This window comes from Pediococcus damnosus, assembly GCF_001437255.1.
Taxonomy (GTDB): Bacteria; Bacillota; Bacilli; order Lactobacillales; family Lactobacillaceae; genus Pediococcus; species Pediococcus damnosus.
The window spans coordinates 18,744-32,903 of the sequence record NZ_JQBD01000008.1; the positions used below are offsets into that span (position 1 = coordinate 18,744).

General features: G+C 38.5%; 19 protein-coding genes. 6 read left to right on the top strand and 13 right to left on the bottom strand.

Going from position 1 to position 14,160, the window contains the following annotated elements; all coding sequences use genetic code 11:
• Positions 1-22: 22 nt before the first annotated feature.
• From IV84_RS01995 to IV84_RS02015, 5 genes are all read right to left on the bottom strand, one after another.
• Entirely contained in the window at positions 23-1,603 is a 1,581-nt protein-coding gene (locus tag IV84_RS01995; protein WP_056986036.1) for an MFS transporter, read from the bottom strand.
• 5 nt (positions 1,604-1,608) lie between these two features.
• Positions 1,609-2,157 carry a PadR family transcriptional regulator gene (locus IV84_RS02000; RefSeq protein ID WP_100212786.1) on the bottom strand — a complete coding sequence of 183 codons (549 nt, stop codon included), beginning with the start codon at positions 2,155-2,157 and terminating at the stop codon, positions 1,609-1,611.
• Between the two features lie 402 nt (positions 2,158-2,559).
• On the bottom strand, positions 2,560-3,144 hold the full coding sequence (locus IV84_RS02005; RefSeq protein WP_046872389.1) for a uracil-DNA glycosylase family protein: 585 nt from the start codon (positions 3,142-3,144) through the stop codon (positions 2,560-2,562).
• Between the two features lie 17 nt (positions 3,145-3,161).
• Positions 3,162-4,919, bottom strand: a complete 1,758-nt coding sequence (locus IV84_RS02010) for a GmrSD restriction endonuclease domain-containing protein (RefSeq protein ID WP_046872388.1) — start codon at positions 4,917-4,919, stop codon at positions 3,162-3,164.
• Between the two features lie 51 nt (positions 4,920-4,970).
• Positions 4,971-5,750, bottom strand: a complete 780-nt coding sequence (locus tag IV84_RS02015) for a Cof-type HAD-IIB family hydrolase (RefSeq protein WP_046872387.1) — start codon at positions 5,748-5,750, stop codon at positions 4,971-4,973.
• A gap of 204 nt (positions 5,751-5,954) precedes the next feature.
• Here IV84_RS02015 and IV84_RS02020 point away from each other — a divergent pair, with 204 nt between their 5' ends.
• The 3 genes from IV84_RS02020 (at position 5,955) to IV84_RS02030 (ending at position 7,551) form a co-directional block, all read left to right on the top strand.
• Positions 5,955-6,392, top strand: coding sequence for a MarR family winged helix-turn-helix transcriptional regulator (locus IV84_RS02020; protein ID WP_052694564.1), 438 nt, complete (start codon positions 5,955-5,957; stop codon positions 6,390-6,392).
• Positions 6,393-6,404: 12 nt separating this feature from the next.
• Positions 6,405-6,725 (top strand): DMT family transporter, encoded by a 321-nt coding sequence (locus tag IV84_RS02025; RefSeq protein ID WP_046872386.1) that lies wholly within the window; start codon positions 6,405-6,407, stop codon positions 6,723-6,725.
• Between the two features lie 76 nt (positions 6,726-6,801).
• Positions 6,802-7,551 (top strand): sulfite exporter TauE/SafE family protein, encoded by a 750-nt coding sequence (locus tag IV84_RS02030; protein WP_056986037.1) that lies wholly within the window; start codon positions 6,802-6,804, stop codon positions 7,549-7,551.
• A 95-nt stretch (positions 7,552-7,646) separates the two neighbouring features.
• On the opposite strand, the gene IV84_RS02035 is transcribed toward IV84_RS02030, so the two are convergent.
• The 6 genes from IV84_RS02035 to IV84_RS02060 form a co-directional block, all read right to left on the bottom strand.
• Positions 7,647-7,862, bottom strand: coding sequence for a DUF3923 family protein (locus IV84_RS02035; RefSeq protein WP_046871406.1), 216 nt, complete (start codon positions 7,860-7,862; stop codon positions 7,647-7,649).
• 26 nt (positions 7,863-7,888) lie between these two features.
• Complete coding sequence (locus IV84_RS02040) at positions 7,889-8,428, bottom strand: helix-turn-helix domain-containing protein (protein ID WP_052694497.1); 540 nt, start codon at positions 8,426-8,428, stop codon at positions 7,889-7,891.
• A gap of 89 nt (positions 8,429-8,517) precedes the next feature.
• A complete protein-coding gene (locus IV84_RS02045; protein WP_052694498.1) occupies positions 8,518-8,952 on the bottom strand; it encodes a GNAT family N-acetyltransferase in 435 nt (144 codons plus the stop codon).
• A gap of 14 nt (positions 8,953-8,966) precedes the next feature.
• Positions 8,967-9,293 (bottom strand): bacteriocin immunity family protein, encoded by a 327-nt coding sequence (locus IV84_RS02050; protein WP_046871407.1) that lies wholly within the window; start codon positions 9,291-9,293, stop codon positions 8,967-8,969.
• 94 nt (positions 9,294-9,387) lie between these two features.
• Positions 9,388-10,083, bottom strand: coding sequence for a GTP pyrophosphokinase (locus tag IV84_RS02055; RefSeq protein ID WP_056986038.1), 696 nt, complete (start codon positions 10,081-10,083; stop codon positions 9,388-9,390).
• Positions 10,084-10,181: 98 nt separating this feature from the next.
• Positions 10,182-11,144: a 2-hydroxyacid dehydrogenase family protein gene (locus IV84_RS02060; RefSeq protein WP_046871409.1), complete on the bottom strand. Its 963-nt coding sequence runs from the start codon at positions 11,142-11,144 to the stop codon at positions 10,182-10,184.
• A gap of 111 nt (positions 11,145-11,255) precedes the next feature.
• Here IV84_RS02060 and IV84_RS02065 point away from each other — a divergent pair, with 111 nt between their 5' ends.
• The 3 genes from IV84_RS02065 (at position 11,256) to IV84_RS10865 (ending at position 12,582) form a co-directional block, all read left to right on the top strand.
• Positions 11,256-11,657: a winged helix-turn-helix transcriptional regulator gene (locus IV84_RS02065; RefSeq protein WP_046871410.1), complete on the top strand. Its 402-nt coding sequence runs from the start codon at positions 11,256-11,258 to the stop codon at positions 11,655-11,657.
• Between the two features lie 129 nt (positions 11,658-11,786).
• A complete protein-coding gene (locus IV84_RS02070) occupies positions 11,787-12,368 on the top strand; it encodes a hypothetical protein (RefSeq protein ID WP_046871411.1) in 582 nt (193 codons plus the stop codon).
• Positions 12,369-12,420: 52 nt separating this feature from the next.
• A complete protein-coding gene (locus IV84_RS10865) occupies positions 12,421-12,582 on the top strand; it encodes a hypothetical protein (protein ID WP_155386973.1) in 162 nt (53 codons plus the stop codon).
• Positions 12,583-12,641: 59 nt separating this feature from the next.
• Here IV84_RS10865 and IV84_RS02075 read toward each other — a convergent pair whose 3' ends face one another.
• A complete protein-coding gene (locus IV84_RS02075; RefSeq protein WP_056986039.1) occupies positions 12,642-13,373 on the bottom strand; it encodes a sulfite exporter TauE/SafE family protein in 732 nt (243 codons plus the stop codon).
• A gap of 46 nt (positions 13,374-13,419) precedes the next feature.
• Positions 13,420-14,139: an alpha/beta hydrolase gene (locus tag IV84_RS02080; protein WP_046871412.1), complete on the bottom strand. Its 720-nt coding sequence runs from the start codon at positions 14,137-14,139 to the stop codon at positions 13,420-13,422.
• Positions 14,140-14,160: the final 21 nt, after the last annotated feature.

Here is a 14,160-nt window from a genome sequence, read left to right on the forward strand (position 1 = left end):
CCTTCGTTTCTAAGTATGATTCTTATTCGACATTTTTATTATTTTCTGAAATTTCAACCGAGCTCACATGATTCTTCAACAAGATTGCAGCTGCGAGGCCCCCAACAATCACGATGATTGCTGCCACAATTGACACGGTTCTCATGCCGCTATCATAGGCTCTAATCACGACCTGCTGAAATTCATGGGCAAACGGCGCGTGACTTATTCGTGTTGAAAAGGCAATACTATGACCAGAAAATGGCCCTGCTTCAACTAATGCCTTTTTCAATCCTGAAAATGCGACAGCCGGCATATTAACTGATCCAAGATGAGCGTTCAAATAGTTCTCATATTTCGTATCCTGTACCAGGCCTAACCCAACTACTCCGACGGTGGTTCCGATTTGCCGAAACACGTTTAGCAAGCCAGATACCATCCCCATTTCACTGGGTTTAACACCCTCCATACCGGTTGTGTTCAACAGCGGATTAACCATCCCGTTGGTAATTCCCATGAGGACCATTCCTGGCCATAAAGTTTCAAAACTAACTTTGGGACCAACCGCGTGAGCCACCAGCAAAAAGCCTGCGCCACCGACAAATAAACTGATACTAATCATCCATTTTTTTGAATAGCGAGAACTCAAGATTCCCACAATGGGGCCTAAAATTAAGGACCACATACTCATTGTCAACTGCCGAATTCCAGTTTGTAGTGCTGAATAACCGATATAATTTTGCATTAAGGCCGTTAAAAATGTATTAAATGAATAAATACCGGCTCCCAAGGCAAAGGCAACAATCACAATTCCGATGAAGTGCGGCCGCTTAAACATCTTCATATTGACCATTGGTGAATCAACATGTAACTCAATGATTACAAAAATAATTAACAAGAGCAGCCCACCAATTAGGTAGCCACTTACTTGCAAGTTCAGCCATGACAAATGAGGCTTACTTTCTTTGACAATTAAGCCATAAATCACGGCAAACAATCCCAAGGCAGAAAAGAGCATCCCCATCAAATCAATCTTCTGACCTTTCCCATAACTTGGCGTTTCATTTACGTAAACCATCGTTAAAATAACGGCAATTAAGCCCACTGGGACGTTTACGTAAAAGATTGCGGGCCAACCAAAGTGTTCAATTAAGAAGCCCCCAATTAAGGGCCCAGAAGCTGTGGAAACCCCGATGACAGATCCTAAGATCCCCAGTGCTAAACCGCGATCTTTGCCATCGAAATTCGACGTGACTAACGCCATCGATAATGACATCATTCCGGCACCACCAATTGCCTGCACACCACGACCAATGTCGAGCACTAATAAATTAGTCGCCATGCCGTTGATAGCTGAAGCAATCACAAACAAAACCAGTGATCCCAAGAAAATTTTCTTTCGGCCATACATATCACCTAGTTTAGACATAATTAATAGGCTGACTGCGTATACCAACGTGTAGGCATTTAACACCCACTGTAAATTAGTAAAGGTAGTATGAAAATCAGTTACCATCGTGGGTAACGCAACGTTAACAACCGTCACATCTAGCAATCCCATGAACACACCCATACTCATAGCAAGCAAAGCAATCCATTGCTTTGCACTTGTCTTATGTTCCATTTTTTCTATTCCTTCTTCTGTTTAATTTGTGTACGCGATTTATCAATCCAAGTCTGTTTGGTTTCACAGATGGCAATGCTAAGTTCTAGTGACCGCACACCCCATTGAAGTGAATCGTGATTACTTTCTGGCTCCTGTAATTTATGTTCAAGATGCTCACGAACACTCCGATAAATATTTAAATCGGTTTGGTTTGCATTTTCATATTCTTCAAGGATTTGTTGCTGGGTAGCTTCATCCACGCCACCCATGCCATGAAATTTAAATCGATAAATAGATTCGCGTTTGGCATCCATTGGCACTGGTGAACTCATCAGTTCTTTAAAACGCTCGATTCCCTTTTGAGTAATATGCATCATTTTTTTCTTCCGCGGATCGGTTTGCTTTTCGTTAACTTCAATGTAGCCTTGAGCAGTTAACCGATTAAGAAGTGGGTACATTACTCCGTTAGAAATTTCTCGCCGAGGGACCAAACTACTTTCAAGAACGCGTCCCAATTTATATCCGGACATATCCCGAGTTCCTAGCATTCCTAAAATTAATAATTCGTACATGTTTACCTCCATATGTCGAAACGACTTATCTAATATAAGTCTTTCCGACATATTATGCAAGCTTTTTTCAAAAGTGAGCGGAACAAAGTGATTAAACCACAAGATCTAAGGGTGACGGCGGTGGGATCGCAATCCCGCCAGAGGCGCACTTAGATGTTGTGGTTTGCTTTGTGGAGCTGTCCTAAAAAAGTGAGCGGAACAAAGCGGTTAAACCTCAAGATCTAAGGGTGACGGCGGTGGGATCGCAATCCCGCCAGAGGCGCATTTAGATGTTGTGGTTTGCTTTGTGGAGCTGTCCTAAAAAGTAGAACAAAAAAATAAGCAACTGAGGAAAATTACTTTTTCCCGGTCGCTTAGGTTACCTTATATTAGTTTTTCACCAAGCACTTAATACACGCCTGCTCAGTCATCCATAATTTGCCGAATTTCTTGCTGCAAAATCGGCACGATATCCGTGTTAAACCAAGCGTTTTTATGCATCCATCCATAATTTAATGGTGAGGGATGCACTAGTGGAAAGTATGCTGGCTGATAATCTGCATAGTGACGTACTGTTTCTGTCAGCGTTGGTTGTCGATTTTTTTGAAGGTAATATTTCTGAGCATATTGCCCGATCAACAGCGTTAACTTTATATGTGGCATCAACTCTAATACTGGCGCATGCCATTTTTCCGCAAAGCCTTTACGTGGTGGTAAATCTCCGTGAGCGCCTTTACCTGGATAGTAAAAATCTAATGGCATCACCGCAATTTTTCCAGAGTGATAGAATTCATCTTTACTCAATCCCATCCATGTACGCAATCGATCTCCACTTGGATCGTTCCAAAACACCATGGATTGTTGTGCCTTTCTGCTTGGGGCCTGACTAATAATCATAATCTCGGCACTGGGTTCCACAAAATATAACGGTTGGATCCCTTGATTTGTATATTGGGCGTTTTGAGGATCAGCCTGAATAGCTTTAAAGATTTCTGCCGCCGTTTTCATGGATTACCCCTCCATTGTTACAAAGATTCAAAATATTCCCTGATTTTATTTGCGATTAAATGCCTTCTTAATTCCAAGAAATGAATGTAGTCTTCTGATTCAAAATTTTTCAACTCTATCGGAATCGCATTATCTGCATGATTTTCTTCACTAGCATATTCCGTTACTTTAGCATCAGCTAAATATTTTTTGGGAGATCTGTCGCTAATTTCCAGATTACGTGGCTGGGTTAACCACGTAAAGTTAGCAACTTGATTAAACTCCGCCTGTTTAAATCCGTTACTTTTCAAATACGCTTTTGGAAAAATATGATGCACATTTCCTTGCTCTGTAATAACTGACTTAACCGTATGGTCCTTTTCTAGCCAAATAACACCATTTCTATAGACCTGTGACATTTGGAAAACACGCCAAACACCACTACTGGTTGATGACGTAACTAATTTTTCAGGTAATGTAACTTCCCAAAAAGAAGAAACAAGCTCTTGATTAAAAACCTTTCCTGCAACTGCTTTTTGATTTGAAACATTCAAAAAGAGCTTAATATCTGCTTCACTTTGTGTCTCGGCCGAACCACTATAGCGTTGTGTAATTGCTGACATAATAATCCACTTTTTGACAATTGTTTCCAGCTCCGATTGGGTCAATTTCTGTTTATCTAATACCATAAAAAGCATATAGCCAAAATTGAATGTCCCTTTTCCGTTCAAGGTCAATGTGCCCGAACCTATCATACCCAAATTATTTAAAATCATCATATAACGCTGAAAATTGGATTGATTAGTAAAGTCCCAAATTCCTTGCTCTAGTAACTCATATGTATGCTTTTGTGCTTCTTCTGTATAGCTCTGTGTCTTGAAGTCTCGTCCTGAAACAAGTGCAATTAATTCTGAATGTTTGCCTCGACCAAATTTTGTACCCAAAACAACATGAAACATATCCGAAAAATTAGGTGTATATAGATTTGAATATTCATTAGCTGCCCATTTAATATGTTGAAAGAATTTACTAGATACAAATTCAGGATCTGTATCTTTTAAGTTCCTAATTAATCCAGGATCTACTAACAACTGAGAAAAATATTCAACAGTTTTACGCAGAGTATTTCCACCATGTTTAGTATCGGCAGCAAGCTTAGACATTATGAAATCAGCAGATGACAACACCGTTCCTTTAGAATTAATTCGATTAAAAATTTCTGTTACAGAATCAATATCCAACTGTGGCGATATTATGATATTACCAATATCATTGTGAACTAGATTCAACACTTTTTGAATCTTAGGATCAACTGCTTCTGGTGCAACGTCATTTTTTCGCGCAAAATCAGTAATAAATGTAAAAGCTGAATAGCTTGGTTTAAACAGTTGTGCAATATCAGCAATCCAACGTTTATCTTTTTCAATTGCTGGAGTTGTTGTTGCAAAACTCTCTGTAAATGGATTAAAAGCAATTTTAATTCGATACTTTTTGAAATGATTATCAACAATTTCTTGACCAGAAATAGCTGCTTTTAAAGCTGTCATTCGTTGTTGACCATCAATAATAATCTGTTTACCAATTGCGGCTTGCCCATTTTTTAGATGAACTGTCGGATTAATCCACGTGATAATATAGCCAATTGGAAATCCGTTATATAAGGAATCAATTAAATCCCTAACTTTTACTGAACGCCAAACAAATGGGCGCTGTAATTCAGGCAATCCCATTTCACCCGAATCAATCCAATTTAATAGTGTTTCAATTGAATTATTTTGTACTTGGTATTTATTCATTCTGCACCATCCTTCTTATTATCATTATACTAATTTTGAAAAATTTAATTGTTAGATCAAATCAAAATGCTTCAATCCATTAACAACACCATGCTCGCGAAAATCTGTCGAAACGAACTCGGCCGCCGCCTTAGTTTCTGGGATCCCATTTCCCATTGCCACGCCATGGTCCACCGCATGCATCAAGGACACATCATTAGGGCCATCCCCAAATCCGAACGTTGGGACATCAGTTTGCCCAATTGCTTTCAAGGCTTGGGAAATTCCAGTTTGTTTACTAACACCCTTCAAAACAACATCAAGCGCGAATTCAATATTTCGATAAAAATCAAATTCCGGGAACTTTGCCTTTAAGACAGCATCGTCAGCTTTATTTTTAGTCAAAGCAAGCATCATATATACCGGGCTAGTTTCATAACGCTGTCTATCAACCGTTGGCACCGACATATTGAGAAAAGAGTATCCTTCCTTCATTGCGGAATTCACCCCAGTTGCCCACTCATCATAGGCATCGTAAAGGGACAGCGCAATATCATGATCATCAGAATACGCCATAAATCGTTTCAATAATGGCATTGGTACACTTTTGGAATAAACCTGTTGCCCATTTAACGCAACGTACTGACCATTCAAGGCCACAATCGAATTAATATGGGTTGTTTGTAGAACACCAGCAGCAACTCCTGCCGAACGCCCCGTCGCAATTACGGGCAAAACCTGATTATGTTTTAGCGTTTCAATGGCGGCTAAGACATCATCATCAACTCCGTGCTGTTCGTTTAAAAGCGTATTGTCTAAATCAAAAAAGACGATTCCACGATATTTTTTCATTTTTATTTTCCTCGTTATCATTCTATAATCCTCGTTCATAGCTTTGTAAGCGCAAACTAACGTACTTAAAATATACACGCTTAATTGGCTTAATTCAACAGATGCTGCAGATTACCAACTGCTTAATTTAAATAAAAGTTGTAATTAGTCCTAATATTTACTATACTAGGTTAGTAAATATTAGGACTAATTTAGGAGGATCTTTTGCCAAAATTTCAACAACAACTTACCCAACTAAGTAAAGAGCTCAATCAATCTGAGCGTTTTTATCGCCAGTGGGCCAAACAACAGGGTATCAACTACAATCAATTAATCACTTTATATGAACTGTATACCCAAGGTCAGTGTACCCAAAAAGGTATTTGTGAAATTTGGATCGCTTCAAAACAAACCATTAATACCATTTGCAATGTCTTCATTAAAGACGGTGTAATCCAGATTAGTGACAAAACTAATGACGATGGACGTGAACGTTTGCTAAAGCTAACCACTAAGGGTACCCGCCTCGCTAAACCCATCGTCGATAAATTACTGGCTTTGGAAGCCGACGTATCTGGTCAGCTTGGTACCGAAACCCTGAAATTATTAATTAAAAATATGCACAAACTTAACGTGGCATTCGATGCCCATTTAGAGAAATAGGAGACTAATAATATGATTTGGTTAGAATTAGTTGTTGCCGGAATTTTTGAAACCGTTTGGGCAACCACCATGAAATATAGTGAAGGGTTCACAAAACCAGGATTTTCAATTGCAACGCTTGTAGCCATGACGGCAAGTTTCTTGCTTTTAGCCCGAGCCACAAAAACATTACCTCTAAGTATCGCTTATCCAATTTGGACCGGAATTGGTGCCGTTGGCAGTATTTTAGTAGGCGTTATCTTATTTAAAGATAGTTTGTCTCCTTTAACATGGATATTTGTTGGCTTTTTATTGGTTGGAATTGTTGGCATTAAATTAACCACAGGTCATTGAAATTGAATCAAAAACTGAAAAGAACTAGGATTAAGACGTTTATTTGAGGATATCTGAAACAAAAAGAGGGTAAATCATGCTTCAATTTGCGTTATTAATCGTAATTGGTTTCTTCGTTGGCCTATTTGTCATTTCAATGGGTGGTGGCGGTGGTGCCATCTATTTAGGTGTCTTAACAGCCGTTTTCAACTTGGCGCCCGCATCGGCTGCGGCCACTTCGATCGTCACTGCCTTACCATCTCTAGCAATTGGATCTTGGTTATATTATCGTCAGGGTCAAATTAACTTTCACCTCGGGAATACGATGCTAATTTCTGCGATTCCATCTGTAATCATTGGGGCATTGATTGCGCCCTTTATTCCTACAAAACTTTATAACTTAATCATTGGCTTAATTCTTTTTGTGTTAGGTGTTCAAGTTCTGTATAAACTCAAAGCCAATTCTCGCACACAAAATCCACATTCTTCCAAGGTTTTGCCTCTAATCTTTGGCGCCATTAGTGGATTAATGGTCGGCGTTGCTGGTTTAAGCGGTGGTGGCCCAATTACAGCCGGATTGCTTTTAATGGGAGCGTCGATGATTCAAGCTTCTGCAACTTCATCTTATGTACTAATTTGCATGTCTATCATCGGGGCACTTACCCATTTATCTGGCGGCCAAATAGACTGGTCAGTTGGCATTTGCTTAATGGCTGGTTCCATCATTGGCGCTGCTATTGCTCCAAAACTTATGAAAAAATTTGCTGTTGGCAATGGCGCCGTCGTTTTAAAAGTTATTATGGGTGTTTTACTGATATTTATGGGAATCAAAACTTTTCTAAACTAAAAATGTGAGCAACAAGACAAAAAGTGTCTTGTTGCTTACATTTACTTATAAATAACTATCCAGTCGAAAAAGCTTACTTTACTTAACTTAAAAAACTATTCTTTTCTATTATGAATCACTAAATAAACCACTAGTTGACAAACTATCACTAACAAGAAAAAAATGCCAAGGACCACTAAAGCAATCTCTTTAGCTTGTGGCGTTTGAACCACCCCAGCACCATCTACTTTTCGAAACAAAATAAAAATGAAGGTACCAAAAAACAAAACCACTAAACCAATGTTAACCATCCACCAGCCTTTAAACTTCATATTCTCACCTAGCTCTCAAAAACAAGTTAAATGAACTTCAGTTTGAATCCCCAATAATAAATTGCGTCAACACTTAACAAGCACCCCGTCAAAGTATAAACAACTTGTAAGCTAAAATTCATTAAAAACAGATTTCTCCAGGCCGAAACAAACAGTACCAATGCCAACAAACTACTTCCAATAAGTAACTCCTTCCATCCAAGTTTTCGTTTCAAAAATAAAACAAGCAACAAGATCAGCAAGGCAATCAACAAATCTGAAAACAACAGCATTGATACAGTTGTTGCCACAATTAATCTCCCAGTAATTAAAACAGCCAGAGCAATCCCGATATTCCACGTCTTATTTTTTGGTCTTACTTGTTTTCTGCCCATCAATTCATCTGTTGTGACATTTAAAAGAGTTGCAAGACGGCTAACCATTTCAATATCAGGAAAATTGCGACCTGTTTCCCAACTTGAGACTGTTTTGCGCGAAACATAAAGTTGTTCCGCTAACACTTGTTGCGTAAACCCTCGCTGTTTTCGAAATTGTTTTAGCATTTGCCCAAAATTTGCATCGGCCACATTGAAACCTCCTCATAATAAAAATAGTTTTACTCAAAAGTCGAGCTAGTATCACTAGCATTCCTATTATCATGAGCATTATTAAAAAATTACTTATCTGCTTTCATCGTAAATTCAATTTCTTTGGTAGCAGCATCTGTATCCTGTTTCACAATTGAAAAGCCCTGCGCTTCATAAAACTTCACGGCATGCTCATTTTTTTGATACACACTTAAGGTCAACGGCAACTGTAATTTTTTAGCTTGCACAACCAATTTCGTTCCTAATCCTTGATTCTGCATATCTTTTTTGACAAATAATCCTGCAATATAGCCATCTACAAGCCCCAGAAAGCCACAAATCAGGTCATCTTGTGTAGCCAAAATAAGTGTCGCTTGCTGAATCTGTTTAGCAACTTCATCATAATTGCTACGCCAATAACCTGGATCTATGAAATCATGAGCTTGGCTATTGCCCATCAACCAAATATGCATAACTTGCTTCAATTGAACTTCATTAAGTTCATTCACAATTTCTATTTTCATAATTTACCTCAATTTTAATTAAACGGCCCAAAAGTGATATGGGTCGCAATGAGTCCGTACCCAAGATTGGCATCTCTTAATTGCTTTTCACTAAGGTTACCCAATTGATCTTTCACATACGCATATAAAATTCGACTGTTATTCGGAAAACTCATGGGTACGATATAATTTACTCGATAATCTTCCCATATTTCTCTACATACTTTTAATTCATCGGCCCCCGCAGTCAGTTCTTTTGCGCGTTTCAACAAACATTGCTTATACTCAAACGGCTGATTGCTAAGATCTTCCCCATAAGCCGCATCAATCAAACTAAATAACTTTTCAGACTCGCTTTCCATATTCTACACTCCCCCATTTTGATAACATGTTTCTTATTACTCCATAAAAATAGCACATTTGATAAGGAACATCAATGTGCTTATTTTTGAAGCTCTAGACTTCATAGTTATTCAATTTTTTGTAAATTTTTTGCATTTTAGTTTCAATTCCGGATAGCTCTTCAGCGTACCCATGCAAATCATTGCCATACTGGGCGACCAATTTATCATCAATATCCGTTTTATAACGTAATTTATGTTCCAAACTCGCCCACATATCCATGCCAACGGTCCGAATCTGAATTTCAACGTTAACATCATGACTTCCGTTGGATTGAAAAACCGGCACAGAAACCACCACATGTAAACTCCGATAACCGCTTGGTTTCGGGTTTTTGATGTAATCCTTACATTTTATCAATGTCACATCTGATTGACTTAAAAGTAATTTTTTAATCAAATAAACATCGTCAATATAATTTGTAATCACCCGAATTCCAGCGACATCAAAGATATGATTTTTAATATTATCGATAGTCAGGTCGTAGCCTTTACGGTTCATTTTTTCTGCTAAACTTTGGACATCTTTCATCCGCTCTTCGATATGATGAATTGGATTGTGATCATAGTTCACCTGAAATTCAGAATCAAGATTCTCTAGTTTCGTTCCAATTTCGTTTGCACCAGCTTCACCTAACTGGTATAGCTGCCCTAACTTTTGTAAATTTCTGATATCTGGCATACCTTTTGGCCATTCAAAGTTGGTTCCTAATTTGTTAAAGTTCATAAAATTTCTTCGCTCAAGTATCACAAAAATCACTCCTAATTATGACCTATTTTAGCACTAGCCAGTCAAAACAACGATAACTTGGCATAATTTAAGGATATTTAAGTTCAGAATCAGCCAGGCTACTGATTAACAACATATTTAGCTTTTTTGCCATCGTTTATTAAACCAATATTATCGGCCACAATCTTTCCCATGGCATCCCGTGCTTCAACCGTTGCATTGCCAATATGAGGCGTCAAAATAACGTTTTTCATATCTTGTAATCCAGGAGTCACAGCTGGTTCATGTTCATAAACATCCAGGGCAGCCCCTGCAATGTCTTTATTTTTCAAAGCATCCCTTAACGCCGCTTCATCAACAATTGGTCCCCGACCCACGTTGACCAAGGCTGCGGTTGCTTTCATTTGCTGAAAAACATTTTGATTGAACTGATGATAATTAGCTGAAGTTTGCGGCGCATTAATACTGATAAAATCACTCGTTTCAATTAATTCATCAAAGGTCACATATTTTACCCCAAGGCTTCGTTCTTCAGGATCCGACTTTTGATGCGGTTGCCAATACTGGACTTTCATTGAAAGGGCGGCCGCTTTCCGCGCAACTTCTTGACCAATATTCCCTAAACCAACAATTCCTAAAGTTTTTCCAGCAATTTCGTGCCCTAAGAAATAAAGTGGCGCCCAACCTGGAAAACCGTCTTTACGCATCTGCGCGTCACCTTCCACCATTCGATGACTCAAAGCTAAGATTAATCCAATTGTGACTTCCGCTACTGGATTTGTCGAAACGATCGGGGTGTTGGTCACCACAATCCCTTTTTCCTTAGCATAGCTAGTATCAATATTATTGAAACCAGCCCCAAAATTAGCGATTAGTTTCAGGTTTGGCGCGTGATCAATAATTTCCTTATCAACTTGGGTTGAAAGGGCAGTAATTAAATATTTTGCATCTTCTACTTGCGCCATCAACTCTTGATGTGAAATTAATCCTTCACCAGCATAAACCTTGTAATCCAACTGATGGGCTTTCAAAATCTCTGTCGTGATTGTTGGTAATTCTGCTGCAATATAAACTTGACTCATTTTTACATTCCTCCTAAAATATATTTACTTCTACGCCTGCATTATTGCCTAAATTGCAAATAACTACAATAACGCACTTTTTAGTAACTAACTCTAAAATGGAGGTAACTCATGACTGATCAACTTAGAAAAAGTGTCCTTAAAAAGCTTGCTGATGGCGATTATAGTTGTCCTAAAGAATTCACATTATCGATGTTTAGCGGTAAATGGAAAATCAATATTATTTACCATTTGGGCCAAGACGGCGCCTATTACTTTGGCGAATTGCAAAAATTATTGCCAACCGCTTCCCATAAAATGATCGCTGAGAAACTAAAAGAACTCGTTTCAGATGGCATTGTTTCTCGCCAAGAGATTTCCGGTCCCCGTATCAAAGTTAAGTACACCTTAACTAATCTGGGAAAATCACTTCTTCCCATCATTAATGCCATGTATGATTGGGGAACAGAGCGCATTCAACAGTTACAGGTCGCTCATGTTAAATTTAACTTGGGTGAAGTTAAACCAGATTAAGACATATCAAAATATCAAATAAGTTAGTTGTTTTTTAGCCTAAATGCCTTAATTAGGTTCTCAAATGAAAGCGTTTGATTTCTATGAATGATGAACTATACTTAAGGCAAAATATTGGGGGCGCTAAATATGAAAGATGAATTGGAAACCGTTTTTGAACGAACTGACTGGCAGGTAATGCCGGACAACCTTACGTTATTACAAAATTGGATTTTAGATGTAAAAAAATTACAAATCGGTAAAATGGTTTGGCCAGTTCAGGGAACTTTTGCTGCTTTTCGTAAAAAAACACATGGCGTTAGTGTCGTAATCACATCTCAACAACTTCAATTACTAAAAAATGATCAACTCAACCTTACTTTTGCCAGCAAAGATATTAAAAAGTGTACTGTATTTCTTGAGGAAAACATGAGGCAACCTACCATAGCAGCAACTACCCATCCCAGATTTCACACAATTATTCAGATTGAAACTGACGATACGAACTATTATTTCCAAGTATATGGAGCCCAAGCTGGATGGTATCTCGTTACACATGCAAATACTATTTGGAATGTCCCTACTGCTGATCCACTGAACCTTAAACAGTTTGCCGCCACTGATGACGATGAACAACTTATGATCCAAATTAATAAATTTGGATATTATAATTTAGTGAAGGGTACGAAATACGAATTTTCAAATCAGAAAATTATTGTAACTCGCAACTAAGTCCATTAATCATTGTTATCTTCAAAATCCACAGATAAGGAGATAAGGACATTTGATAATTATTAAAATCATCGGTATTATTTTACTCCTAGCGCTGGGTGCCTATTTTGTTAATGGTGGTTGGGCTGATAATTTAGGAGCACTATATCGAAACTATAAACAATCCAAACTATCTCTAAGGGCATTTATCAAAACAATAATTAAAAAAGGATAGTGCAAAATGCACTATCCTTTTTGTCCTAGCTATTTATTCACACTTTTAAGCAAAACCTTTTACCGAAAAAACAAAAGTCCACCAAAAATAATCAGTAACACATAAATATATTTGACCAACGTTTCACGGGCGATATGGGCACTGATCCAGTTTTCGAATGGAATGACCACAAACAGTAACGGAATAATAATTAAGAGTAACTGAACCACTTCCAACGACCAGAATCCTGACGCAACTTGGCTGGCCACCACAATCATGCCAACACAAACGAAATGGGCCTGAGCGATCCCCCGCATTTTATCTACTGGCCACCGTTTTAAAGTTCCATACATCACAACCGGAACCCCGTGACTATTGAAGGCACTTCCTAGAATTCCTGAGATCATGCCCGCTACGTAATCCCAGCCCTTAGCATGTAATCGCACTTTCCCAGTGCTTTTCCGAAAGGCTTTATACAAACTATAGGCGCCATAGCAAATCAAAAATACCCCAAACAAATGAAGGACCAAAGTTCTATTCACCGTTTTAATGAGCAGGATCCCCAATGGCACACCCAGTAATGATCCAGCAACTAACCGCCGGACGACAGCAAAATCAATTTGGGCGCGAAACTTAATTGTCGCTGGTAACGCTACTAGTAATCCTAAAACCCCAATCAAAGCGGTTGACGTTTGCAAATTGAAACCAATTAAAGCTAATAACGGCATGGTAACTAATGCTTCGCCAAATCCAAAGACCGTTCGAACTAAGGCACCAAATAACGCAATTAAAATGATTAAAACTAGTGTCATTGTGCGTCTCCATTCCGGTTAATTTAACTTTAATTTTAATTTTACCTTAGTTCAAGTTTTTCAACCATTGAATTAACCGCTGTGCTACCTGCCGTTGTTGGGCTTGATTACTGATTGTAGCGGTATTATCTCCCTTTTGCGCTCCATAGCTTCCAAATCCAGCGTGGTTACCACCACTAATCTGTTCATAGGCTGTATTTTTGGGCAACAGACGCTTAGCCTTTTTATAAGCTGATCGATTTAAAACACCATCGCGACTGGCCGTAATTGATAAAACGGGTAAATCGGTGCCTTTTAAACTCCCTTTTTTGTCTGGATAACTTGCCAGAAAGAAAACCCCTTTTAGATGTTTCTGATGCTCGTGTGCATAACGACTAGCCATCACACCACCCAGAGAATGCCCACCAATTACATAGTCACGTTGATTATTTTTCAGCACATTGCCGGCCTGATTAGGCGCCAATACTGCCAAATCCATTGGAAAGCGCACAATGTAAACTGGATAACCGGCATCGGCTACCCGTTTAGCCCAGATACTATAACTAGCCGGTTCAACCAAAGCTCCAGGATAAAAGATTATCTCTGGATTCGTCGTCAATTTACTTTTGAAATACAATTCTGGCTGGGTTGTCGTTGCTTGTTGGGCGATTTTGTCTGCAGCTTTACTAGGATGATAAACTTGTGCGTGCAAGTAAAACCAGCCGCCAGATAGTAAAACTATCAAAAAAATCAAGATTGTTAGTAAAATTTTTGTACGTTTCTTCATGAATTATGCCTCTCAATAATT